The sequence below is a fragment of the Shimia sp. SK013 genome, assembly GCF_001292625.1.
Classification (GTDB): Bacteria; Pseudomonadota; Alphaproteobacteria; order Rhodobacterales; family Rhodobacteraceae; genus Shimia.
In genome coordinates, this window is the sequence record NZ_LAJH01000010.1 from 18,751 (window position 1) to 41,856 (window position 23,106).

24 protein-coding genes are annotated in these 23,106 nt (G+C 57.1%); 14 read left to right on the forward strand and 10 right to left on the reverse strand.

Features of this window, described 5'->3' with window-relative positions; all coding sequences use genetic code 11:
- The first annotated feature begins 222 nt into the window (after positions 1-222).
- Genes SHIM_RS07670 through SHIM_RS07690 form a run of 5 tightly spaced genes read left to right on the forward strand, consistent with a single transcriptional unit; the run spans position 223 to position 3,449 of the window.
- On the forward strand, positions 223-831 hold the full coding sequence (locus tag SHIM_RS07670; protein ID WP_054002060.1) for a VOC family protein: 609 nt from the start codon (positions 223-225) through the stop codon (positions 829-831).
- Entirely contained in the window at positions 828-1,307 is a 480-nt protein-coding gene (locus SHIM_RS07675) for a GNAT family N-acetyltransferase (protein WP_054002061.1), read from the forward strand. Before SHIM_RS07670 ends, SHIM_RS07675 begins: the two co-directional genes overlap by 4 nt.
- Positions 1,308-1,349: 42 nt before the next feature.
- Positions 1,350-2,027: a molecular chaperone DjiA gene (locus tag SHIM_RS07680; RefSeq protein ID WP_054002062.1), complete on the forward strand. Its 678-nt coding sequence runs from the start codon at positions 1,350-1,352 to the stop codon at positions 2,025-2,027.
- Entirely contained in the window at positions 2,027-3,040 is a 1,014-nt protein-coding gene (locus SHIM_RS07685; RefSeq protein ID WP_054002063.1) for an endonuclease/exonuclease/phosphatase family protein, read from the forward strand. The genes SHIM_RS07680 and SHIM_RS07685 overlap by 1 nt, the downstream gene beginning before the upstream one ends.
- A gap of 31 nt (positions 3,041-3,071) precedes the next feature.
- Positions 3,072-3,449: a hypothetical protein gene (locus tag SHIM_RS07690; protein ID WP_152926488.1), complete on the forward strand. Its 378-nt coding sequence runs from the start codon at positions 3,072-3,074 to the stop codon at positions 3,447-3,449.
- 36 nt (positions 3,450-3,485) lie between these two features.
- Here the strand turns inward: SHIM_RS07690 and SHIM_RS07695 are convergent, their stop codons facing one another.
- From SHIM_RS07695 to SHIM_RS07715, 5 genes are all read right to left on the reverse strand, one after another.
- Complete coding sequence (locus SHIM_RS07695; RefSeq protein WP_054002065.1) at positions 3,486-5,039, reverse strand: Ppx/GppA family phosphatase; 1,554 nt, start codon at positions 5,037-5,039, stop codon at positions 3,486-3,488.
- Positions 5,040-5,096: 57 nt separating this feature from the next.
- Positions 5,097-7,271: an RNA degradosome polyphosphate kinase gene (locus SHIM_RS07700; RefSeq protein WP_054002066.1), complete on the reverse strand. Its 2,175-nt coding sequence runs from the start codon at positions 7,269-7,271 to the stop codon at positions 5,097-5,099.
- A gap of 90 nt (positions 7,272-7,361) precedes the next feature.
- Positions 7,362-8,039, reverse strand: a complete 678-nt coding sequence (locus SHIM_RS07705; protein WP_054002067.1) for an HdaA/DnaA family protein — start codon at positions 8,037-8,039, stop codon at positions 7,362-7,364.
- A 3-nt stretch (positions 8,040-8,042) separates the two neighbouring features.
- Positions 8,043-9,146 (reverse strand): AI-2E family transporter, encoded by a 1,104-nt coding sequence (locus SHIM_RS07710; RefSeq protein ID WP_054002068.1) that lies wholly within the window; start codon positions 9,144-9,146, stop codon positions 8,043-8,045.
- 133 nt (positions 9,147-9,279) lie between these two features.
- A complete protein-coding gene (locus SHIM_RS07715; RefSeq protein WP_054002069.1) occupies positions 9,280-11,304 on the reverse strand; it encodes an acyltransferase family protein in 2,025 nt (674 codons plus the stop codon).
- A gap of 199 nt (positions 11,305-11,503) precedes the next feature.
- On the opposite strand from SHIM_RS07715, the gene proS reads away from it, so the two are divergent.
- Positions 11,504-12,856, forward strand: coding sequence for a proline--tRNA ligase (proS, locus tag SHIM_RS07720; RefSeq protein ID WP_054002070.1), 1,353 nt, complete (start codon positions 11,504-11,506; stop codon positions 12,854-12,856).
- An 87-nt stretch (positions 12,857-12,943) separates the two neighbouring features.
- On the opposite strand, the gene SHIM_RS07725 is transcribed toward proS, so the two are convergent.
- Positions 12,944-13,345, reverse strand: a complete 402-nt coding sequence (locus SHIM_RS07725) for a hypothetical protein (RefSeq protein ID WP_152926490.1) — start codon at positions 13,343-13,345, stop codon at positions 12,944-12,946.
- A gap of 78 nt (positions 13,346-13,423) precedes the next feature.
- Between SHIM_RS07725 and SHIM_RS07730 the strand changes: the two genes are divergently transcribed.
- The 4 genes from SHIM_RS07730 (at position 13,424) to SHIM_RS07745 (ending at position 16,917) form a co-directional block, all read left to right on the forward strand.
- A complete protein-coding gene (locus SHIM_RS07730; RefSeq protein WP_054002072.1) occupies positions 13,424-13,774 on the forward strand; it encodes a MerR family transcriptional regulator in 351 nt (116 codons plus the stop codon).
- A gap of 99 nt (positions 13,775-13,873) precedes the next feature.
- Entirely contained in the window at positions 13,874-14,842 is a 969-nt protein-coding gene (locus tag SHIM_RS07735; protein ID WP_193749885.1) for a serine hydrolase domain-containing protein, read from the forward strand.
- Between the two features lie 109 nt (positions 14,843-14,951).
- Positions 14,952-16,241, forward strand: coding sequence for a lipoprotein-releasing ABC transporter permease subunit (locus tag SHIM_RS07740; protein WP_054002074.1), 1,290 nt, complete (start codon positions 14,952-14,954; stop codon positions 16,239-16,241).
- Positions 16,234-16,917: an ABC transporter ATP-binding protein gene (locus SHIM_RS07745; RefSeq protein WP_054002075.1), complete on the forward strand. Its 684-nt coding sequence runs from the start codon at positions 16,234-16,236 to the stop codon at positions 16,915-16,917. Before SHIM_RS07740 ends, SHIM_RS07745 begins: the two co-directional genes overlap by 8 nt.
- 21 nt (positions 16,918-16,938) lie before the next feature.
- On the opposite strand, the gene SHIM_RS07750 is transcribed toward SHIM_RS07745, so the two are convergent.
- From SHIM_RS07750 to SHIM_RS07760, 3 genes are all read right to left on the reverse strand, one after another.
- A complete protein-coding gene (locus tag SHIM_RS07750) occupies positions 16,939-17,349 on the reverse strand; it encodes a PaaI family thioesterase (protein ID WP_054002076.1) in 411 nt (136 codons plus the stop codon).
- A gap of 81 nt (positions 17,350-17,430) precedes the next feature.
- Positions 17,431-18,093: a DNA-3-methyladenine glycosylase I gene (locus SHIM_RS07755; protein WP_054002077.1), complete on the reverse strand. Its 663-nt coding sequence runs from the start codon at positions 18,091-18,093 to the stop codon at positions 17,431-17,433.
- A 129-nt stretch (positions 18,094-18,222) separates the two neighbouring features.
- Positions 18,223-18,591: a DUF6678 family protein gene (locus SHIM_RS07760; protein ID WP_152926491.1), complete on the reverse strand. Its 369-nt coding sequence runs from the start codon at positions 18,589-18,591 to the stop codon at positions 18,223-18,225.
- A 188-nt stretch (positions 18,592-18,779) separates the two neighbouring features.
- Here SHIM_RS07760 and SHIM_RS07765 point away from each other — a divergent pair, with 188 nt between their 5' ends.
- The 3 genes from SHIM_RS07765 to clpX all read left to right on the forward strand — a co-directional run bounded on the left by SHIM_RS07765 (position 18,780) and on the right by clpX (position 21,864).
- On the forward strand, positions 18,780-19,589 hold the full coding sequence (locus SHIM_RS07765) for a hypothetical protein (RefSeq protein ID WP_054002079.1): 810 nt from the start codon (positions 18,780-18,782) through the stop codon (positions 19,587-19,589).
- Between the two features lie 243 nt (positions 19,590-19,832).
- Entirely contained in the window at positions 19,833-20,465 is a 633-nt protein-coding gene (locus tag SHIM_RS07770) for an ATP-dependent Clp protease proteolytic subunit (protein ID WP_054002172.1), read from the forward strand.
- A gap of 133 nt (positions 20,466-20,598) precedes the next feature.
- Positions 20,599-21,864 carry an ATP-dependent Clp protease ATP-binding subunit ClpX gene (gene clpX / locus SHIM_RS07775; protein ID WP_054002080.1) on the forward strand — a complete coding sequence of 422 codons (1,266 nt, stop codon included), beginning with the start codon at positions 20,599-20,601 and terminating at the stop codon, positions 21,862-21,864.
- Between the two features lie 314 nt (positions 21,865-22,178).
- Here the strand turns inward: clpX and SHIM_RS07780 are convergent, their stop codons facing one another.
- On the reverse strand, positions 22,179-22,511 hold the full coding sequence (locus SHIM_RS07780; RefSeq protein ID WP_054002081.1) for an arsenate reductase family protein: 333 nt from the start codon (positions 22,509-22,511) through the stop codon (positions 22,179-22,181).
- Between the two features lie 211 nt (positions 22,512-22,722).
- Here SHIM_RS07780 and SHIM_RS07785 point away from each other — a divergent pair, with 211 nt between their 5' ends.
- Positions 22,723-23,106 (forward strand): RidA family protein, encoded by a 384-nt coding sequence (locus SHIM_RS07785; RefSeq protein ID WP_054002082.1) that lies wholly within the window; start codon positions 22,723-22,725, stop codon positions 23,104-23,106.

A 23,106-nucleotide genomic window follows, 5' to 3' on the forward strand; every position in this document is an offset into this window, starting at 1 on the left:
CGGGATTTAAGTGATCTAGGTTTCAAAAGTCTCTCCATAATAATTCGCCAATTCTATGCTGGCGTGTAATTAACCTATCATTAAGATCTCCTTTTGGGAGAGTCTTTTTCAGCATGTAAGTGTTCAGCGTGTTTCGATTGGCGGCGTCGAAGGGCGGTTGTTGCGCGGCAAAGATTGGCTAAGTTGAGCGGCAGAACAAATTCCAAAATCCGGGAGAGCGGAATGTTAACATTGGACCATTTGGCGGTGGCGGGCGACAGCCTGGACGCAGCGGTTGCGCATGTGGAAGAGGCGCTGGGCGTGGCGATGGGGCCTGGTGGGCAGCATGCGCATTTTGGCACCCATAATCGGCTGTTGGGCTTGGGTGACGGGCTTTACTTGGAGGCGATTGCCGTTGATCCGAGTGTGGGTGATTTGCCCTATGCGCGGTGGTTCGATCTGGATCGGTTCTCAGGGGGGCCGAAGCTCGGGAATTGGATTTGCCGGAGCGACGATTTGGACGCCGATGTCGCGGCAATCGCGTTGGATGTCGGTCAGCCCGTGAAGTTGACACGCGGAGATTTGCGGTGGCGGATGGCGGTGCCCAAGAGCGGCGCCTTGCCGTTTGAGGATTGCTTTCCTGCGTTAATGCAGTGGGATGTTTCGCCCACACCGGCGACTTTGTTGGCGCGGTCAGGGTGCACTTTGGTGCGGTTGGAAGTGGCGCATCCGGAAGCTGCAAAATTGCAGGACGTTGTGCCGGTGCGTGATGCGCGAGTGGTCTATGTCGATGGCGCAGCGGGCATGCGGGCGACCTTTGATACACCGCATGGTCAGAGGGTCCTGCAGTGATTTTGCGCACCGCACAAAGCGGTGACGTGGCAGCAGTCGCGGCCATTTGGAACCGCGAGATTCGGGACGGGGTGTCGACGTTTACGACCGCGGAAAAGAGCGAAGCCGCATTGGTTGCGGAAATTGCTGCACGAGGCGACGCGTTTATGGTGGCGGAAGAGGCAGACGAGGTGCTTGGGTTTGCGACCTTTTTCCAGTTTCGCGGCGGGCCGGGGTATGCGCAAACGATGGAATACACCATACACTTGGATCCATCGGCGCGGGGGCGTGGAGTTGGGCGACAGCTGTTGGCAGCGTTGGAGGATCGGGCACGAGGGGCAGGCGTGCATGTTTTGGTTGCTGGCATCAGCGGCGAAAACACTGCGGGCCTTGGATTTCACGAAAAGATGGGATTTTCGCAGGTGGCACGGATGCCTGAGGTGGGGCGCAAGTTCGGACGCTGGATGGACTTGGTTTTGATGCAGAAAATGCTGTAATGCGGCGTTTTATTTCGCGTGTGCAAAAGTTAAGGTAGCGTCATGTCGATTTGGACCCGCATATCTCAGGCGCTTGCTTCCCTTAGTCAGGGTGAGCCGCTTTCCACGGTATTTGACCATCTGCGTTCGCCGCCAGAGCGGTCAGTGGCGTTTACCATTGCTGTGATCGCTTTGGGTGCCAAGATGGCCAAAGCGGACGGGCTGGTCACGCGCGATGAGGTCACGGCCTTTCGTGAGGTGTTCCAAATTGAGGCCAAAGACGAAGCCAACGCAGCGCGTGTGTTCAACATGGCGCGGCAGGATGTGGCGGGTTTTGAGGAATACGCGCAACGCATTAAGGGACTGTTTGGAGCCATCAAGGGAACGCCGGACGACCTTTTGGAAGGGTTGTTTCATATCGCGGTTGCGGACGGGGAATATCATCCCAATGAAGATGTCTTTTTGACGCGCGTGGCGGAAATTTTGGGCATGGAGGAGCGCGCCTTTGTTGCGATGCGCGCTCGGTTTGTGCCGGATGCGGAGGCCGATCCTTACACCGTGTTGGGCGTCACGCCGGACATGGATATGGCGGCGATCCGCAAGGTCTGGCGGCAGTTGGTGCGAGACACACATCCCGACGCGATGTTTGCGCGTGGCGTGCCCGAGGAAGCGATCAAGCTGGCGGAAAAACGTCTGATTGACGTGAACCGCGCTTGGGAGCAGATCAACGAGGCCGCTTGATGCGGATTGTGTCATATAACGTTGAATGGTTTTCGTCGTTGTTTGACGATCAAGACCAACTGGTAATGGATGGCGGCTGGTCTAGCCGGTGGAACGTGACGCGGGAACAGCAGGCGGAAGCGCTGGGCGTCGTGTTTGCTGCGTTGGACGCGGATGCGATCATGGTGATTGAGGCGCCCGATCATGGACGCACGCGACGCACAGTGGCCGCGCTGGAGCATTTTGCGCAGGTATTTGGGTTGCGGGCGCGGCAAGCGGTCATGGGGTTTTCCAATGACACCCAACAGGAAATTGCGCTGTTGTTTGACCCTGATACGCTGAATGCCCACCACGATCCGATTGGCCATAATACGTCATCGGATGCGCCGAGGTTTGACGGGGTGTTCAGGATTGATCTGGATGTCGACGCGACCGAGGATCAGGTGGTGTTCTCCAAGCCTCCGCTAGAATTGGCAGTGCGCACCAAAGCGGGGCGCAAGCTGCGCATGATCGGGGCGCATTTGAAATCCAAGGCACCTCACGGGGCGAAAACGCACGATGAAGTCATGCGTTTGTCGATTGCCAACCGGCGCAAACAATTGGCGCAGGCGATCTGGTTGAGACGGCGGATTGAGGCACATTTGCAGGCAGGTGAAGACCTGATTGTGCTTGGGGATTTGAATGACGGACCGGGACTGGACGAATATGAGGATTTGTTCGGACGTTCGTCGGTGGAAATTGTTATGGGCATTGGCGCTGCGCCGAAATTGTATGATCCACATGCACGGATGGCGTTGGGGCAGCGCATTGGCGCGCAGCCGAGTTCGGCGCGGTTTTTCATTTCAAGCGAGGACCGGTATTTGCAGGCGCTTTTGGATTACGCCTTTGTGTCGGATGGGCTGCGCGCTGCCAATCCGAAGTGGCGGATCTGGCATCCGTTTGAAGATCACAGCTGTTATGCGCGGCCCGAGTTGCGCGACGCGCTTCTGACGGCAAGCGATCACTTTCCGGTGGTATTAGATATCGACATTTGAAGACAGACGGGCGGGGGCCCATATGAGTGTTATGAGATATGTAGTTGTCCTTTGTGCTGCGCTGGCGGCAGGGCCTGTATGGGCCGACGAAAATGCGCCTGATGTGGCGCCGAGTGCCGGAACCAGCTTGATGGAAGAGGGCGCGCGGCTATTTTTCAGAGGCTTGCAGGATGAAATGGCGCCGGCGCTTGACGGTATGCGCGAGTTGGCCGGACAGATCGGCCCGAAGATGCAGGATTTCCTGATGCAGATGGGACCAGCGATGGCGGGTATTGTCGAACAGGTCGAGGACTGGAGCAGCTATCACGCGCCTCAAATGCTGGAGAATGGCGACATCATTCTGCGCAAAAAGACACCCGAGGAGATGGCGCTGCCAGAGGATGGCGCTGCGGACGGTGTGGAGCTTTGAGCACGGGCTGGAAAGGCAATAGTGTGCAGGCTTCGCTTACTTGCCGATCTTAACAATGGGTTCCGCGTCAAGCGCGCGACAGAGTGAATGGAAGCGGGCCTCCGCCACTTCGCCGTAAAGCGCTCCGGTGGCGGGTGGCAATTTCAGATGCAGTTCACGTTTCTTGGGCCGCCAGTAAAGCTCGCCCATGTCCTCGCGGTTTTGCATCCAGAGCATCGCGCCAAAACGCATGGCTTTGCCCAGAACCTCAGCATCCTTCTTGGCTTTGTCGTCGATCAGGTCGTAGAGGTCTTCAAAGCGGGTGCCTTCGCGGCGGTTGCGGTAGCGGTGCAACAGCGCAAGGCCGATGAACACCCGCTCGGAGTGGCGCAGGCCGCCGAGATTGGCTTGTGTTGTGGTGTCAAAGCAGGTCTCGGCGCGGTAGTCGGGATGCGCGCGCCAACTGACGTCGTGCAGCAGGCAGGCGGCCTTGAGCAGGCGCTGTTTTTCGTATTTTGCAGATTTGAACAGTGGCAAAATGAATTTGTAGAGTGAGCGGCCAAAGCCCGGCATGCGGGCGTCTTTGGCTTCGGAAAAGCGACAAGCTTCGATCAGCGGGTCACGACGGCGCACGTGGTCGGGCATCTGCTCATAGAGCATGCCCTCGCGGATGCCATAAGAGCTGACCGCGATGTCGCGCGGCTGAAAGCGGCGCAAAACACCCTTGAGAACTTCGATGGCTAAAGGCACCAGATCCATGCGTGAGCTGGAAATACCACATTTCTGGCGAAGGTCTTCAAGGTCGTGGTCTCTGATAAAGTTGGCGGTTTTTTGAATGGCGGAGGCCGACATGCGGTATTCGTGCAAGACGTGCAACGGATAACCGCGTCGGTGCATGTCGATACGCGCAATGGCGCGCCAGGAACCGCCGACGAGGAACAGCCGGTTTTTCTGTTGGCCCATCTCGTCCTTCAAATGGTCCAACGTTTGATTGATATAGGCTTTGCGGCCTTTTTTGCCGCCCTTTATGTCACGCAGCTTGAATGGGCCAAGTGAGGAGGTGACACGTCGGCCCACTTCGCCGTCGATGATTTCAGCCAACTCCATCGACGAGCCGCCGATGTCGCAGACCAGACCATAAGCACCGGGCCAGCCAAGCAACACGCCTTGCGCGGACAGGCGGGCCTCTTCGCGACCGTCGATGACGTGGATATGTACGCCGGTTTCACGGCGCACTTCTTCGCAAAACGCGGGCCCGTCGATGGCTTCGCGCACGGCCGCCGTGGCCACGGCCGTCACGCCATAAAGGCGCATGCCCTCAGCCAGACGTTGGAAACGGGCGATGGCGGCCAGCGCACGTTTGCGTCCTTCGGGGTTGAGGCGTCCGGTTTGGGCCAGCCCCGCGCCCAAAGCACACATGATTTTTTCGTTGTAAAAATAGGCTGGGCTGCGAGCCGCACCGTCAAACACCACAAGGCGCACGGAGTTTGACCCCACATCCACGACGCCAACACGCGACAGGGCGCGGGCCTCGGGGTCTTCAAATATCGGGCGGCTAAAGAGGCCGCTGTCCTGAGCCACAGGATCGGTGAGGTCAGTCGTCATTGTCATTCCCAAAAGGCGGTCCCGAAGGGTGGTTCCCAAATGTGCGTCAGTGCGGCGTCCGGGTCAATCTTCGGTGTGCGTCAATTTGGGAACATCTGAAGCCCCCGCGGACCCGCGCCCGGACAGCGACGGGTTTTCCATAAAGAAGCGGTGGCAGTTAAACGCAAATTCGCCCTCGGGAACCGGCTCGCGGTGGAATGTGCCGTCAGACGCCATCACCCAGCTTTGCGCCACATCCGCAAGGTTGGCGGCCATGACTTGCGACACAATCTGCGCTTTGACGGTGTTGTTCTTGATTTCCACCAGCGTTTCCACGCGACGGTTGAGATTGCGGCCCATCCAATCGGCAGAAGAGATGTAGACCCGCGCCTTTTTGGAGGGCAGGCCGCCACCATTGCCAAAACAGACGATGCGGGAGTGTTCCAGAAACCGCCCCACGATGGATTTCACACGGATGTTGTCTGAGAGGCCTTTGACGCCGGGGCGCAGGCCGCAGATGCCGCGGATGACTAGGCTGATTTTTACGCCGGATTGCGAGGCGCGGTAGAGCGCGTCGATGACTTCGGGCTCGATCAGCGAGTTCATTTTGGCCCAGATTTCGGCGGGTTTGCCGGCCTCGGCATGGGCGATTTCGCTTTCGATGCTCTCGATCAGTGAAGATTTGAGATTCAGCGGCGAAATCGCGAGGTTTTCAAGCTTGCCCGGTTTCACATAGCCAGACAGGTAGTTGAATACCTTGGTGGCGTCGCGGCCCAGATCGGCGTCGCAGGTGAACAAGCTGACGTCGGTGTAAATCTTGGCGGTAATCGGGTGGTAGTTGCCGGTGCCGTAATGGGTGTAGGTCACCAACCGGTCGCCTTCGCGCCGCACCACGGTGGAGATCTTGGCGTGGGTTTTCCAATCGGTGAAACCATACACCACATGCGCGCCCGCCCGCTCGAGTCGGCGAGACTGGCGAATGTTGGCGGCCTCATCAAAGCGGGCCTTGAGTTCCACAAGCGCAGTGACGGATTTGCCGTCCTCAGCCGCTTCGCAGAGGGCTTCGACAATGGGGGATTTCTTGGACGTGCGGTATAGCGTCTGTTTGATCGCAACCACATCGGGGTCCCGCGCGGCTTGCTGCAAGAAGCGCACCACCATCGAGAAGGTTTCGTAGGGGTGGTGCAGCAACATGTCTTTTTGCTGAATCGCGGCGAACATGTCGCCGTCAAAGTCCTGTACGCGTTCCGGCACGCGCGGGGTAAAGCCGGGCCATAGCAGGTCGTGACGTTCGTCCACCACCAGTTCGGACAAGTCAGCGAGGCCGATCATGCCGTCGATGTCGACGACTTCGTCGTCGGTGACTTCGAGTTCTCGCATGATCAGGCCACGCAGAGCGGAAGGGGCGTCTTTGGTGATTTTCATGCGCACAACTTCGCCGCGGCGGCGGCGTTTGAGCGCCACTTCGAATTCTCGCACAAGGTCTTCGGCTTCGTCTTCGACTTCGAGGTCGCTGTCGCGCAGGACGCGGAAGGCGCAGTGGCCCTTTTCGCGATAGCCCGGGAACAGGCTGTCCAGATGCAGCAGCAACAGTTCTTCGAGCGGCAGGGCGCGGGTGGTGCCGGGCTCGCTGGGCAGGAAGACAAATCGGTCGATCTGATGCGGGATAGGAAGCAGCGTCAGAAGCGGGCGTTTGGATTTGGTACGCTCCAGTTGCAGGGCAAGGGTGTATCCGGTGTTGGGGATAAACGGGAATGGGTGCGCCGGATCGATGGCGAGCGGCGACAGCACCGGAAACACACGGTTCAGGAAGACGTCAGCAAGAAAGGCGCGGTCTTCTTCGGAGAGTGCGTGGCGATCAAGAATATGGATGTCGACCGCTTCCATTTCTCCGCGCAGGACATTGAACATGCGCTGCTGTTCTTGCAGCAGGGTACGGGCGTCTTCGTTGATCAAAACAAGCTGTTCAGCCGGTGTCAGGCCATCTTGGGCCGGTGTGGTGTTGCCCTCGCGTGCCAGTTCGCGCAGTCCGGCGACGCGGACGGTGTAGAACTCGTCAAGATTTGTCGCCGAGATCGACAAAAAGCGAAGACGTTCGAGCAGCGGAACTCGGGTGTTTTCCGCCTCTTCCAGCACGCGCCAGTTAAAGCCCAGCCAGCTGAGTTCACGGTTGTAAAACCGGCCCGGTCCGGAGAAGTCCAGATCGGGCATTTCAGTTGGTGCAGGAAAATCGGATTTCAGAAAGTCAGCTTGTGTCATATCGGTCTCTTGCCATTGGCAGGTAACGAGAAGATGACTTTATGGTGGATTGCGTCGAGGGTCCAGACAGGCGGGCTGTCGCGGGCGGAATTACGCGTCTTTCTCACCGTTTAGGACGCGTTTGGCCAAGGCGCGGGTGATTGGGCGTTTTTCGCTGAGGCTGAGTGTGTCCAGCGCGTGCACAATGCGGGCGGCGTCGGCGAAAGAGCGGTCCATATGTTTGGCGAGATAGGCGAGCGTTTCCGGGTTTGGCGTGAGTTGGCGGTCGCCGAATTGTTTGGCCAGAATCGCCATCAAGAGCATGTCGTCAGGATCCTGCATCGTGGCAACGATGGTGCCTTGCATACGGCTGAGCAGATCCGGAAGCGTCAGCCCCCATTGAGGCGGGACGCCGATGCCTGTCAGAAGAAGCGAGTGACCTTCGGCCAGCGTGAGGTTGTGCAGGTGGAACAGCGCGATTTGCGCGGCTGGATTGTCGGCGATCAGGTGCACGTCTTCTACGGCGACGGGGCCATTGGCTAGATCGGGCACGTCGGCGTCCGTCAGATCAGCCGCACCAACCACAGAGGCGTTCGCCACTTTGGCCCAAACCCGCGCAAGATGGGTCTTGCCTGATCCTGCTGGTCCGGAAATTACGAGCTTGCTGCCGGGCCAATTGGGCCAATCGTCAACGAGCCCCAGCGCCATGGCGTTGGCAGGGCTGACAAAGAAATCCTCACGTCCCAAAGCTGCCCGTACGGGCAGGTCAAAGTTCAGTTGCTCGGCCATGGGTTACTCGTCTTTGTCGTCGGTTGCGCGTTGCCCGGTGTCTGACCCGGGCTGGTTAGACGTCCCGAGATAGAGCAGAGATGTCATGTATTGTCCCGAGACGAAACGCGCAAGTACACCGATGGCGGCGGCGACCGGGACAGCGACCAACATGCCGATAAAGCCAAACAGAGCGCCAAAGATTGTCAGCGCCAGAAGCAACCAGACCGGATGCAAGCCCACGGACTTGCCCACGAGCTTTGGTGTCAGCACGTTGCCTTCGACCATTTGCCCAATGGCGAAAATTGCAGCAACCAATCCGATAGAGAGCCAATCGCCCCAGAATTGGAACAGCGCTAGTCCAATGGCCAGCGTGCCGCCGATCAGCGCGCCGAGATAAGGGATGAAGGTGACAAGCCCGGCGATAAACCCGACCACGAGGCCAAATTGCAGACCGACCAGCATGAGCGACACGGCATAGTAGGTGCCAAGAATCAGACAGACCGTGCCCATGCCTCGTACAAAAGACGCCAGTGTGTTGTCGATCTGCTTGGCCAGTTTGCGCACGATTGGCGCATGATCACGCGGCAGCAGGTGGTCCACTTCGGCCACCATCCGGTCCCAGTCCAGCAGCAAATAGAAGGCCACGACCGGCACAATCACAAGCAACATCACCACATTGAGCAGCGACATGGCTGAGTTCAGTGCGCCTTGGAACAACTGTGGCCCCTTTGTTTGCAGGAACTCGCCGGCAGCGACAAGCGCGCTGTGCACTACACCATTTTCTTGCATGAGACTTGGGAAGCGGGTGTTCACAAAGCTTTGCAGGTCGCGCAGCAATTGCGGCATTGTATCAATCAGCGATACGGCCTGTGTGATCAGTTGCGGCAACACCGCAAGCGCGATGACCACGAAGATCAGTACGCTTGCCACAGTGATGAGCGCGGTCGCGACGGCGCGCGACAGGCCGGAATCTTCGAGGCGATCTGCGACGGGATCAAGGAAATACGCCACTGCCCCGCCCAAGACAAACGGCAGCAGCACGTCGCCGAGCGCGTAGAGGACGACAGAAGAGAGGACCGTGAAAATGCCCCAGAATTGCAATTGTTTCTTCGGAGAAAGCGCCATGAAAGCTCACTATTTTTCAAATGTCGCGTCAAGTGATCGCTGATAGAGGCGAGGGATGCAAGGCCGCGCATGTTACACGATTGACGAACTACATGCCGGACCGAAGGGCTCCGGCGTTCGATCGGCGCGCGATTTACGGCTTTTCCGAAGTTGCAGGCATGTTCAGAGACTGAGTGATCTCGGGCGTCAGGATGTCCAATGCGGGCAACGTCAGGTGGTTCACGTCACTGAACAAAATGGCGCCGTCGCGGATCAGGTCACAGTGTTGACCGGTGCAGAAACTGTCGTCGGCGTTGAGCAGTATCACGTTGTTGGGCAGCGGGCCGGCAGCCTCAATTGCGGCGACAAACATGGCCCGCATCCGATCGCCGCGCTGCGCTTCGATACTGCGGGGATAATTGGCAGTCCGGGGCAGGGGCGTGCCCCACCACTGGCGGTTGGCATAATAGCGGGGAATGTCGACCTGAAGGTGTCCGGTTGAGGACACGAGAGCCACGTCACGGTGTTGACCAAGCCAACGCAACTGCGCGGCCATTGCGGCAACGAAAGCGTCTTCCCGCTGAGCCGTCGTGGTTGGCGTGGGCCCATCAACCGGCAGGCTGGGAATGGTTATCGCGCCAGCGTCATGTCCAAAGATGTTTGGTCCGGATGTGTCAAACATGTAGTTGAGCCAGTTGGCGTAAACAACGACCTGCGTGATCTCGGGGTGGGCGTCCAGATAGGCGCGTACAGAGTTGTTGAATGCGGGGCATTGGGCGGCGCGGGTTTGGCCGTCGTTGATCAAGCCTGCAACGGGCAAGCAGCTGGAGAGTGTCAGCTCCACCAACCCCTTACCCTGCGCCTTTAGCAAGTTCCCCAGTTGCAGCGCGGCGCGACCAGCGTGACTGTCGCCAAGCAGGGCCACGGAGGGCGGGACGGTTGTGTCGCCAAAGGTACAAGCGTCGGCGAAGTCATAGTCTGGGACTTTTCCACGCACGAGCAAACAGCGCCGGTAGGTCGGGCTGTAGCTGCTTCGCATTGCCAGCGTCTCGGTCACCTCAGTAGGCATACGTTTCGGGTAGCCCTCGGTCACACCGCCGCCAATGGCAATGACCCAGATGGCGGCAATACCCACCCAGAAGGGCGTGCGTTTGCGCCAGTTCCATTTGTGATGTGTGCGAAACGGCTGTTCGACAAAGCGCCAACTGAGTGTCGAGATCACGAGAAGTGCAACGCAAATCAGGACGACACCGAATAAGCTCTGTGGCCAGAGATAGGTCTTTTTGAGAATGCCAAAAACCGGCTGGTGCCAGAGATAGAGCGAGTAAGAAATCAGTCCCATAAAGCGCATCAGCGGGTTCGCCAGAAGGACAGACAAACCGTGCGCCGCTTGCGGTGCCGCCAAAACAAGCGCGGTGCCCGCAACCGCCGGGAGCGTCCAAACACCCGGCCAAGGAGCGTTGGGAGGCACGGCACACAAACCAAACACCACCAGCAGGAGGCCAATCAGATACGCAGGTGTGTGAAACTGCGTTGGAAGAGTGCGATTGCGTTGGCTCCAAGCAATCAACACACCGGCCAAAAGTTCCCACGCGCGTGTGTGCAACAGATAAAAGGCCCAGAGACGATACTCGCCGGACGTTGCCACGGCGACCAAAAAACTCGCGGCAGCGATGACGAGCAAAGTGGGTAGAACCGCCTTTCGGTTGATCCGCCAGATGAGAAACAACAGCAGTGGGATTAGGGCATAAAACTGTTCTTCGATGCCCAGAGACCATGTGTGGATCAGCGGATCAAGCGTGGCTTCTGGATTGAAATAATCAATACGGTTCAGAAACCACACGTTTGAGAGCGACAACAGCGCCGTGACGGCCGCGCCGCCCATATAGCGATAATCATGTGGTATGAGGGTCCACCAGCCAACTATCATTGTGACCAGCACCATGGCGACCAAGGCGGGCAGGATACGGCGGGCGCGGCGCAGGTAGAAATCCTTGAACGAAAAGGCGCCTCGATCGAGGTCGTCCAGAATGCGTCCGCCAATCAGAAAGCCGGAGATGACGAAGAACACATCAACGCCCGCATAACCGCCTGACATCTCTTTCAGACCTGCGTGGTAAAGAACCACGCCGAGAATTGCGATGGCGCGCAGCCCGTCTATGTCTTGTCTATAGTGCACGTTAGATCCCGCTCGGTTTTTCGTGTTGTAACGCAGTTTAGAATTATCGCAACAAACGGTGCGCGCATGAGGAACGCGGATGTGGCATGACACAGCGGCCTTTGGCAGGCGTTGCTTGCCACGCGGCGGGCTTTGGTCTAGCGAAGGGGCAACATGACTGTGTGCCCTGAGGGCACCACCATCTGAGAGAGTTTTGTCGATGCGCCTGACCCGTTATTTCCTGCCTGTTCTGAAAGAAACGCCTTCTGAGGCGCAGATTGTGAGCCACCGTTTGATGCTGCGTGCCGGCATGATCAAGCAGTCCTCTGCCGGGATTTATTCGTGGTTGCCGCTGGGTTTCAAAGTGTTGCGCAAGATCGAAAACATTGTGCACGAAGAGCAAATCCGTGCGGGCCACATCCCAATGCAGATGCCTACTGTGCAATCCGCGGACCTGTGGCGCGAGAGCGGTCGGTATGATGCCTATGGCGACGAGATGCTGCGCATCACCGACCGTCATGACCGCGAAATGCTGTACACGCCAACGGCTGAGGAATTGATCACCGATATCTTCCGCAGCAATGTCAGTTCCTACAAGGACATGCCGCTGACGATGTATCAGATCCAGTGGAAGTTCCGCGACGAGATCCGTCCGCGCTTTGGCGTGATGCGGGGCCGCGAGTTCTATATGAAGGACGGCTATAACTTTGACCTGTCCAAAGAGGACGCGCTACACGCCTATAACCGCCATCTGGTGAGCTATTTGCGGACCTATGAACGCATGGGGTTGCAGGCAATTCCGATGCGGGCGGACAGCGGACCGATTGGCGGCGATGACACGCATGAATTCCTTGTGTTGGCGGATACGGGCGAGAGCGAAGTGTTTTATGACAGCGCTGTGACCGATCTGACGTTTGGCGATCGCGAGATTGATTATGACAGCGTAGAGCAATGTCAGGGCGTGCTGGAGGAATTCACCTCGAAATACGCGCGCACGGATGAGACCCACGACGAGGCTCTGTTTAATGACGTGCCTGAAGAGCGCCGCCGCACGGCGCGCGGCATCGAAGTGGGGCAGATCTTTTATTTCGGCACTAAGTATTCTGATGCGCTGGGCGCGACGGTGCAGGGACCGGATGGCAAGCCGGTCGCGGTGCACATGGGCAGTCACGGCATTGGCGTGAGCCGTCTGTTGGGCGCGATCATCGAAGCGAGCCATGATGAAAATGGTATCATCTGGCCCGAAGGCGTGACGCCGTTTCATGCAGGTATCGTGAACCTCAAGCAGGGAGATGCAGAGGCGGATGCGGCTTGTGAGGCGTTGGAGGCTGCTTTGGTCGCTGCCGGTCTTGAGCCGCTTTATGATGACCGCAAAGAACGCGCGGGTGGCAAATTCGCGACGATGGACTTGATTGGTCTGCCATGGCGCATCACGGTTGGTCCGCGTGGGCTTAAGAACGGCGTTGTTGAGCTGACGTCGCGCCGGACTGGCGAGAGCGAGGAAATGGCACCGGAAGCAGCTGTAGCCAAGTTGATCGAGATTTATGCCGACCACCGCGTTGTAGGGTTCTAGGCCAGTTGAAATCCAATAGAGCGCCCGAGCGGATGCGTTGGTTGATTGAAAACCCCGGCTTGCGCCGGGGTTTTTTGTTGGTGGGTGTCAGGTTGTTTGAGGCTGACGGACGGGCAGGGATTGCACGACGGCGAAGGTGAGCTCGATGGCTAGGAACCCCCAAAGGAGGGGGCTGGCACCATTGAGGAGCGCATTCAGCATCCATGCCGAGAATAGCCACCGGCCCACAGCGTCGTAACGGGCAAGGCGCGCATCATTGAGCCGCAGCCGGACAACGGACCAAATCAGAACAACCGAGCCAAAGAAGTTCGCAAATAGCGTGGCGTAGGCATTGAGATCGGGCAATGGCGACAGTCCGAACGAGGCATGGGTGCCATTCAGGATGTTCCAGAAAAGAGCCAGAGTGATCGGCGTAGCGTAGGGCCATGTGATCAGCAAGTCGTAATAGGCTGACGCGCGAAAGAGGCGGTGAAAGGTAGTTGGGGACATGGTTTGCATCCTGAGTGTTGTTGTGGATGCGCAGATGTGTAAACCTTGGAGTTAAGTTTAAGGTCAAGAGGATTTTGCATGCGGATTGGAGTTTTGGCAGAACGGTCCGGGGTGAGCCGCGACGCGCTGCGGTTTTATGAGCGGCAAGGGCTCATCCGAGCGGACCGGCATCAGAACGGATACCGTGACTATTCTGAGGGGATCGTGTCGTTGGTGGCTTTGATCCGGCAGGCACAGGCGCTGGGCTTTACGCTGGCGGAAATCGGCGCTCTTTTGCAGGGACTTGGCAGTGGCTTATCGCAAGGCGAGATCGAAGCGGTGTTGCGCGAGAAATTGGCGGAAATAGATGCGCGGATGGCCGCCCTGGTCGAGTTGAGAGCGGTTGTGGAGACACGGCTTGAAAAGGCTTGCCCGCTTGGCATGAGTTGAGCCGGAGGGGACCAAAGTGTCGTCACGCTTTGTCATCAGGTCAGGCTGTGCGAATGTAAACACACGTGATTGGGGGATGATTTAACGCGCTTTCTGAAATTGACGATTTTGGCCTCGGTGATCGCAGCGTTGCCATTTTCGACCCCGGTGTACGCGAATGATGCTGCTACAATAGCAAAATTTGATGCGGCTTGGACGAAATGGGCGGACAAAGTCGGGGTGCGCAACGGCGCGTTTGTGGTGACCAAGAACGGCAAAATCGTACATCGCGCCGGACGCAATGCGAATACAACCCAACCCTTTGAGATGCACAGTCTAAGTAAGGCAGTGACCGGCGTTTGTGTGGCCGGATTGGTTGGCGCGGGGCAGGTGAAATATTCGGATACTGTGGGGCAAATTCTGGGTGAAAGCGTAACATTCAAAGACAAACGCGTGTCGCAAGTTACGGTGGCGCAGCTCTTGACCCACACAAGTGGATTAAAGCCGGACAGTACCCAGCGTGACATGGGCAAGTGGCTGGGCTCAACAAAGCCGCGCCATGATGCCGTGATTGCGACCGTGGCGCGGCGCAAAAAGCAGCAAGGAGTGCCGGGTCGGTTTTTCTATAGCAACGAAAATTATGCAGTTCTGGGAAAAATCATCGAGGTCGCAAGTGGCCGTAGCTATTTACAGACCTGCGGAAAATATGTGCCCGGCGGCAAAGCGTCGTCGTTGACCGGCGGGTTTGCGCCTTGGGGCGGATGGAAGATGTCGGTGGAATCCTATGCCGCGTTCCACAGCAAAAACTTTGGCGCAACGAGCAAGATAGGGCGCGCGCCGTCGCGCCATGCCAACGCGGGGTTGGGCGGCGGTGCGCACTATGGTCTGGGAACGTTCTGGCGACCCAGTGGCGGGCGGTTCAATTTCTGGCACTTTGGCAAACACTGTTTCCGTGGACGTTTGATGGCAGGTAGCTACGCGGTGAGTTGGATGGGCAAGTGGGGTGTGGTGGCGGCCTATGACGTCTGCACGTCAGATCGGCAAAACGGCGCGCTGGACGAAGCCATGGTGGCTGTCGTTTACAAATGACGTTAGCGCAGACGGTGGCATTGGCGGACTGTGGGCTGTGTCACGCTGTGATGATTGGCGTTTTGTGTCGCTGCGTGTATAGCTGAGAAAACAAAAAGCCGGAGCAGACATGGCAGGCACAACAGCGCCGTTTTCACGATTTGAATGGATGATCGCATGGCGGTATTTGCGCGCGCGCAGAGCCGAGGGCGGCGTCAGTACGATGACCTGGATCAGTTTGATCGGCATCACATTGGCGGTCTTTGCCTTGATTGCCACATTGGCAGTACGGGCTGGATTTCGGGCGGAATTTGTCGACACAATTCTGGGTGCCAATGCGCACGTGACCGTTTATCAAACCGGGGAAGTCAGCGAGGCCACCGGCCAGATTGACCGCAGCATTCATGACTTTGAAGCCATGGCCGCGCGATTGCGTGACGTGCCGGAGGTGACCCGTGCTGCGCCTTTGGTCAAAGGGCAGGTGATGGCGAACCTGCGCAGCCGCAATGCGGGCGTTGAGGTTTTTGGTATTCGGGCTGAAAATCTTGCCGAGTTGCCCAGGATTGCCGATCCGGAAACCGGAGACGGCGATATTGCGCGGTTTGATGAGGGCATTGCGATTGGATCGGGTGTGGCGCGAGAATTGGGCGCGATGGTCGGCGACAAAATTAAGATCATCTCGCCGAATGGGGTGAAGACCGCCTTTGGCACGTCACCCCGCATCAACGCCTATGAGGTGGTCTATATCTTCTCGGCCGGGAGGTATGACATTGATCGCACCCGTGTGTATTTGCCATTTGCAGAGGCGCAGGCGTTCTTCAATCGTGAAGGCGTGGCGGATGAGATCGAGGTGATGATCACGCGCCCCGAAGACGTGGAGAAAATGCTGGTACCGTTAATGAAGGCCGGTGGGGATCGCGCGTTGGTGTGGACGTGGAAAGATGCCTCGGGCGGCTTTCTGAGAGCCTTGGAAGTGGAGGACAACGTGATGTTCATCATCCTGTCGATCCTCGTATTGATAGCGGCGATGAACATTGTGTCGGGCTTGATCATGTTGGTGAAAAACAAAGGGCGTGACATTGGGATTTTGCGCACGGTGGGGCTAACCGAAGGATCGGTGCTGCGGGTGTTTTTCATCTGCGGGGCATTTACCGGCACACTGGGGACGTTGCTGGGTGTTGTCTTTGGATGTTTGTTCGCGATGTATATCGATCCGATTTTTTCTTTTGTGAACATGGTCATGGGAGGCGGAGTTTGGGACCCCTCGATCCGTGGCATCTATCATTTGCCAGCCAAGTTGGAGTTCGGTGACGTGATGAGCGCGATGGGCCTGTCGTTGGGGTTGTCGTTTGTGGTGACAATATTCCCGGCACGACGGGCGGCGCGCATGAACCCAGTGGAGGCGCTGCGCTATGAATGATGTGGTGTTGCGCCTAAACGGCGTAGAGAAAGTTTACAAAAAAGGGTTGGCGGGCGAAGTGCATGTGCTGCGCGGCGTAGACCTGAGCCTGTCAAAAGGCGAGACAGTGGCACTTGTGGCGCCGTCCGGGGCGGGCAAGTCGACGCTTTTGCATATTGCCGGACTACTTGATGCGCCTGATGTCGGCGAGGTGTCCGTGGGCGGCGAAGTGCTCAGTGGGCGGTCTGACCGGCGGCGGACAAACGCGCGGCGACGGGACGTGGGATTTGTTTATCAATTCCATCATTTGTTGCCTGAGTTTTCTGCGCTCGAAAACATAGTCTTGCCGCAGATGGCCAACGGCGTTTCGAAATCAGTCGCAGAGGCGCGGGGGATGGAGTTATTGGGCGGCGTCGGCGTGGCACATCGTGCGGGACACCGCCCTGCGGCCTTGTCCGGCGGGGAGCAGCAGCGGGTGGCGTTTTGCCGAGCCCTGGCAAATACACCGCGTGTGATGTTGGCGGATGAGCCGACGGGGAATCTGGATCCAGCCACGTCAGATCAGGTGTTTGATGCACTGATGGCCTTGGTGCGCAACACTGGCCTTTCAGCGTTGGTGGCGACGCATAATATGGAGCTGGCGGCGCGGATGGACCGCGTTGTGCGTCTGGAAGACGGGATTTTGGTGAACGCCTGATCGCGCCTGTCGTCCGTGAATTCAGGGTACGAAGAACGTCGCGGTTGCAGTGGCGACCGCTTTGTCTGAGGGCAAGGCAACCATTGTGGCACGCGCAAAAATCAGGGCTTTGCCCGCCCGGACGATCTCGGCATCGCAGCGGATCAAATCACCAGTACCCGGGCGCAGGAATTGCGTGTCCAGATTGGTGGTGGCCACAGGCTTGAACCCATCCATTTGACCAAAACAGGCAAAGACCATCGCCGTATCTGCCATCGCAGCAAGTGCCTGACCTGAAATGATGCCCCCCATACGGGCGAGATCGTCGGTGATTGGCATGGTAAGTGTGGCACCGGTTGGTGAAATTCCGGTAATGGTCAGGTTGAGGGCACGTACCCACGGCGCGAAGCCCGTAGGTAGGAAGGTTTGGGCGTCGGCTGCTGTAAGGGGCATGTGCGGTCTCCTGTGGGATGTGTTCAGACGATGCTTGTCACCGGGAAGTCTGTCATCTGTTTTGCGCGGTTGCGTGAAGTCCTACACACTCATCGCAAGCACGCGGCTGATTTCGGTGAGGGAGCGGCCGGATTGATCCATCCAGATGTTGAATGCCTCCTGCACCTTTTTCATCGCGCCTTTGGAGGTGGGTTGTTTGTCCACCACGCCTTCGGCGATCAGGCGGGCAACAACATCACGTGACAAGATAAAGCTGTCTTTGCCCAAGAACCGCAGGGAATACTGGCCGGTGGCGCCGCCAATGCGGGAGCCGCCTTTTTTCATGAATTCCAGTTGGTTGACGTAGTCGGTGGATGCCCAGCCGCCGAGCACGTGGCCCGCGCCGCCTTCATCCCGCAGGGATTGGATAAAGTGGGCGTTTTCCAGCACCGTGCGGATTTTGGGACCGTTGCGCACGATGGCGGTGTTGGACATCAGGCTGTCCATATCCTCGTCATGCATAAAGGCGCAGCGATCGATGTCAAAACCATGAAAGGCTTCCTCGAACCCGTCCCATTTGGCCTCGATGACCTTCCAGTTGAAGCCTGCCTGAAAGACACCTTTGGTGAATTGCGCGAGCCAGCGGTCCTCGGGGATTTGCGCAAGCGCGGCGGCGGAACTGGGTTTGGTGAGCTGGGCTTTGAGCGCATCGGCACCGCCTTTGCGCTCGGCTGAGATGGCGAAGAGGTCGTCGAAGCAGCGCATGGGGCGGGTCCTTTGGGCTGTGGTCCTAATTGTGGACCAATACTGACGTTGTCAGCAAAGGAAGGCCAGACGTTTGGTTGTGTAGTTTCGATCACCGCCTGCGCGCTAATGGTGCAAGCATGCCTTGTTTCATTGAGATGCAAGAGGAGGTGGGAAGTCGCCCCAATCGAGGAGGCGCGCTTCCGTGCCGTTTGGCGCATAGCCAAGGAGGCGAACGCCGTGTTCCGTACCAAATCCGGCAAGCCCAATTGCGAGGATGTCATTCACTAAGGCTTCGGTGGGAGAGAGTTCGAACTTAAGATCAAACCACTCCACATTTGTGAATCCCCCCTCCAAGAAATGGTAATGCCATTCGCTGTCCCAACGAGACACGTATCCATTGAGCAAAAACTTGGAGCGAAAACTCGGACGAAGCGCTGGTGGCACAGCAAGCATGCACGCCCGCAATTCTAGCCATTTTGTGTCGTTGCAGACGGAGTAGTGGTTGGGATGAGGCATGCGAATCCGACAATAGGGTTTAACGTTGGCACAATGACGGTCTGGCTGGGGCAAATCAATTGAAACGGTAAGAGCTTCTGTTCGGATGGCGGAAAGTCCCCGCGCACGAGCCGAGGGGCAGGAAGCGAAGCGATTGGGGTGGGCTCTGAGAACTTGTGGTTGTGACTTCAATAACTTACATCGATACAATGTCACAACCTTTGCGAGAAAAAGATATTGAACGGCTGCTGAGAGGGATCTCAACCAACCACGTAGAAACCGTACGCGGCGCCTGGCGCCGCTTGCTTGCAGAACCAGAAATCGCGGTGCCACTTGTTCTTGCGAAGCTGGACACCAATGTGTGGCGGCACAAGCCTGTGGGGCCGAGTTATAGATACCTTGGAGTGCTACTCACTCTGTTGCATGAGTTGGATGTTGAGACCTTCTGGTCAGAGGTAACACGGCTACAGTCCGCGCGACTTCATGCGTTGCACAAGCACACAGTAAATCTGGTGTCCAAGCGCTACGGAGACCGTGTTTTTGGTGAGGTTGCCGGCGGCGTACCGGTCTATATTGCTGATGACATTGCGCAGCGCGATTTGGTGTTCAGTCATCTTCAACGTTGGAGCAAGACGCCGGATCTAGCGATCTCAACGGTCACGCGGGAAGACGTGATCGCGTTGCGGGATGAGATGGACTATCTTGGGCGCTATCGTCTGCTTTATGACAGTATTGTTCTTGCTTGGCCGGAAGCCGCGTCTAATCCGCTGGAGCGGTGGTTGCAAATTCTTTGGGCAGAATTAACCTTCTACCATGAAGTCGGGCACCATTACTATCAGCACATCGAGGGAGGTCAGGTTGATGCACAAGAGCGTGAGGCCAAAAACTATGCGCGCGTGATGTATTGGAAGGCACATCCCATCTTTGTGCCGCTAGTCAGGTTTGTTTTTTCGCCTATAATTTTGGTCCGCAAGGCGTGGCGTCTTGCTGCTAAGTGGCGGCGGAATTCCGAGTTTTAGTTGGTTTTGATAGCTTGGCATTGCAAGTTAGCCTGACATGGCAACTGACTGATGCCGAGATGTGACACTCAAGCGCGCAATGGGGTGTGTGCCCTAACTTGCTATCGCAGGGTTTACCTGACCTTAACGTAAAAACTCTTAGCTGGTCTTGCAGCCCCTAGAACCCACCTCTAAGACTCTGTGGGAGAGGTTTCGCGCGCGGAACCGGATAGCTGCAACCAAAGCGACAACAGGCAGGCGATTATGAACGATCCGTATGAGACCTATATGAACACCCTCGTGCCCATGGTGGTGGAACAAACCAGCCGTGGTGAACGTGCCTATGACATTTTCTCGCGCCTGCTCAAAGAGCGCATCATTTTCCTGAATGGTCCGGTGCATGACGGCATGTCGTCGCTGATCGTTGCGCAGCTTTTGCACCTCGAGGCGGAAAACCCCTCCAAAGAGATCAGCATGTACATCAACAGCCCCGGTGGCGTTGTGACATCTGGTTTGTCGATTTACGACACCATGCAATATATCAAACCGAAGGTATCGACACTGGTGATCGGTCAAGCGGCCTCGATGGGCTCTCTGCTGTTGACCGCCGGTGAGGCAGGCATGCGTTTTTCGCTGCCCAACAGCCGCGTGATGGTGCACCAGCCTTCCGGTGGCTATCAGGGTCAAGCGACCGACATCATGATCCACGCCGAAGAGACGCTGAAGTTGAAGAAGCGTTTGAATGAAATTTACGTCAAGCACACCGGGCGCACCTATGAAGAGGTTGAAGCAGGCCTTGAGCGCGACAATTTCATGAGCCCTGAAGACGCCAAAGACTGGGGCCTGATTGACGAGATTGTGGAAAATCGTGCCAAAGGCGACGACGAAAAAAGCTAAGTATTGAGGTGTCCGTCGGGTTGTAAACTTTGACGGGCACTTTCGCATTGTACCCGTTTGATGGCTGACTTAAGCTGGTTTGAACGCGGGGTGTCCCTGAGATGGGACAGGTAGCAGGCCTGAAAGGGAAGACATGTCGAATACGTCCGGCACCGACAGCAAAAACACGCTTTACTGCAGCTTTTGCGGGAAAAGTCAGCACGAGGTGCGCAAGCTGATTGCGGGTCCGACGGTGTTCATCTGTGATGAATGCGTTGAACTGTGTATGGACATCATCCGCGAAGAGACCAAAGCCAGCGGGCTGAAGTCTTCTGAAGGGGTGCCTGCGCCACGTGAGATCTGTGATGTGCTGGATGACTATGTGATCGGTCAGGCGATGGCAAAACGTGTGCTGTCAGTGGCGGTACACAACCACTACAAGCGCCTGAACCATGCGCAAAAAACCGGCGATATCGAGCTGGCGAAATCCAATATCCTGCTGATTGGCCCCACGGGCTGCGGCAAGACGCTGTTGGCCCAGACGCTGGCGCGTATTCTGGACGTACCGTTTACGATGGCTGATGCGACCACGCTGACCGAAGCCGGTTATGTGGGCGAAGATGTGGAAAACATCATTCTCAAACTGTTGCAGTCGTCGGAATATAACGTTGAACGCGCGCAGCGCGGCATCGTTTATATCGATGAAGTTGACAAGATTACCCGCAAGTCTGAAAACCCGTCGATCACGCGTGATGTGTCGGGTGAGGGCGTGCAGCAGGCGCTCCTCAAGCTGATGGAAGGCACTGTTGCGTCTGTGCCGCCACAAGGCGGTCGCAAACATCCGCAGCAGGAGTTCCTGCAAGTGGACACCACCAACATCCTGTTCATCTGCGGTGGGGCGTTTGCGGGTCTGGACCGTATTATTGCGCAACGTGGCAAGGGCTCGGCAATGGGCTTTGGCGCGGATGTGCGTGACGAAGATGCACGCGGTGTAGGCGAGATTTTCCAGGATCTGGAACCTGAAGATCTGCTCAAATTTGGTCTGATTCCGGAATTTGTAGGACGTTTGCCAGTTTTGGCGACGTTGGAAGATCTGGATGAGGATGCGTTGGTCACCATTCTGACCGCGCCGAAGAACGCTCTGGTGAAACAGTATCAGCGCCTGTTCGAGCTGGAAGATGCACAGCTGTCGTTCACGGAAGATGCGTTGAGCGCGATCGCCAAACGCGCGATTGAACGCAAAACCGGTGCACGGGGTCTGCGCTCCATTCTGGAGGATATTCTTCTGGACACGATGTTCGAGCTTCCGGGTATGGACAGCGTGACCGAGGTTGTGGTCAACGAAGAAGCTGTGAGCCGCGCGGCCGCGCCGTTGATGATACATGGCGACGCAGAGAAAGAGCCTGCGTCTGCGGGGTGATTTCCAGCCAGCGCTGAGAGAGGCTATAAAGGCGTCCCGGTGGGGCGCCTTCTTTTGTTGGTGGGGAACAGAATGTCCAATGTGCCGCCCGAAAAGCCACTGCTCGAAAAGCCACTGCTCAAAATTACAGAAGCAAACCCTACTGTCTGTTGGTGAGTAGCCTTGGGCATGGTGTATTTGGCCAAACACAGTGCCGCAACAATGTGACTGTTTGCAGAGCGTTTTCAGTCGGACATTCGCGACAAACAGGATCGAGAGCTTTGTCCGCAACTAGCCGCCGCTTCGAATGGCAGCGCACTATTTCTACATCGGGCCTACTGTGCTGGCAGTACTTCTTTTTGCACCGCTTCGTCCCATCCAAGATAATACGAGCCTTCATGGTGGATAATGGGGCGTGCCATCAGCTTTGGTTTGGCCGCGAGTTGGTCTTCGGCTTCGGAATGTTTCAACCAATCGCTTAGTCCGCGCCAGTCATTTGTCGTTCGATCGATCAGCCGATCCCCAAACTCGGCGATCAACACGGCAAGTTCAGCTTCGCTGAGTGGGGCTGCGCGGACGTCTCTGAACTCGAACTCTGCGCCGGACGCCTCCAGCGCCTTGAGGGCCTTTTTGCAGATTGAACAAGTGTTTAGTCCATAGACCAGCATAGCGGAGTCTCCTTTGGTTCAAGCACGGCAATCTCCTACATAAAGCCCAACCAAACAAGAGATCCATTTCTGGAAAACACCCAAAACTGGTCTCCTTCGCAACATTTGGCCGGTCACTCCCCCCACCAAGAACGGTTACTGCGCATTGCCGCATTGACACTCTGCCCCCACCAGATGATGTCTTAGTCACCCTACTTTGAGGAGCCTCCCCATGTCTGTACGCCATATTTCCACCGGATCGCCGTTTGAGGAAAAGATCGGCTATAGCCGCGCGGTTGTTGCGGACGGATGGGTCTTTGTGGCGGGCACTACGGGGTATGATTACGAGACCATGACTATGCCCGAAGGTGTCGCCGATCAGTGTCGCAATACACTCGCGACCATTGGCAAGGCACTTGAGGAGGCGGGGAGCAGTCTCGACGATGTGGTGCGGGTAAACTATATCTTGCCCGATGGTGGTGATTTCGAAAAGTGCTGGACTGTCACAAGCGAAGTATTTGCCAAGGCGAAACCGGCGGCGACGATGATAATTGCGAACCTGATGGAAGCGGCGATGAAGATCGAGATCGAAGTCACTGCGCGGGTTTCCAACTAA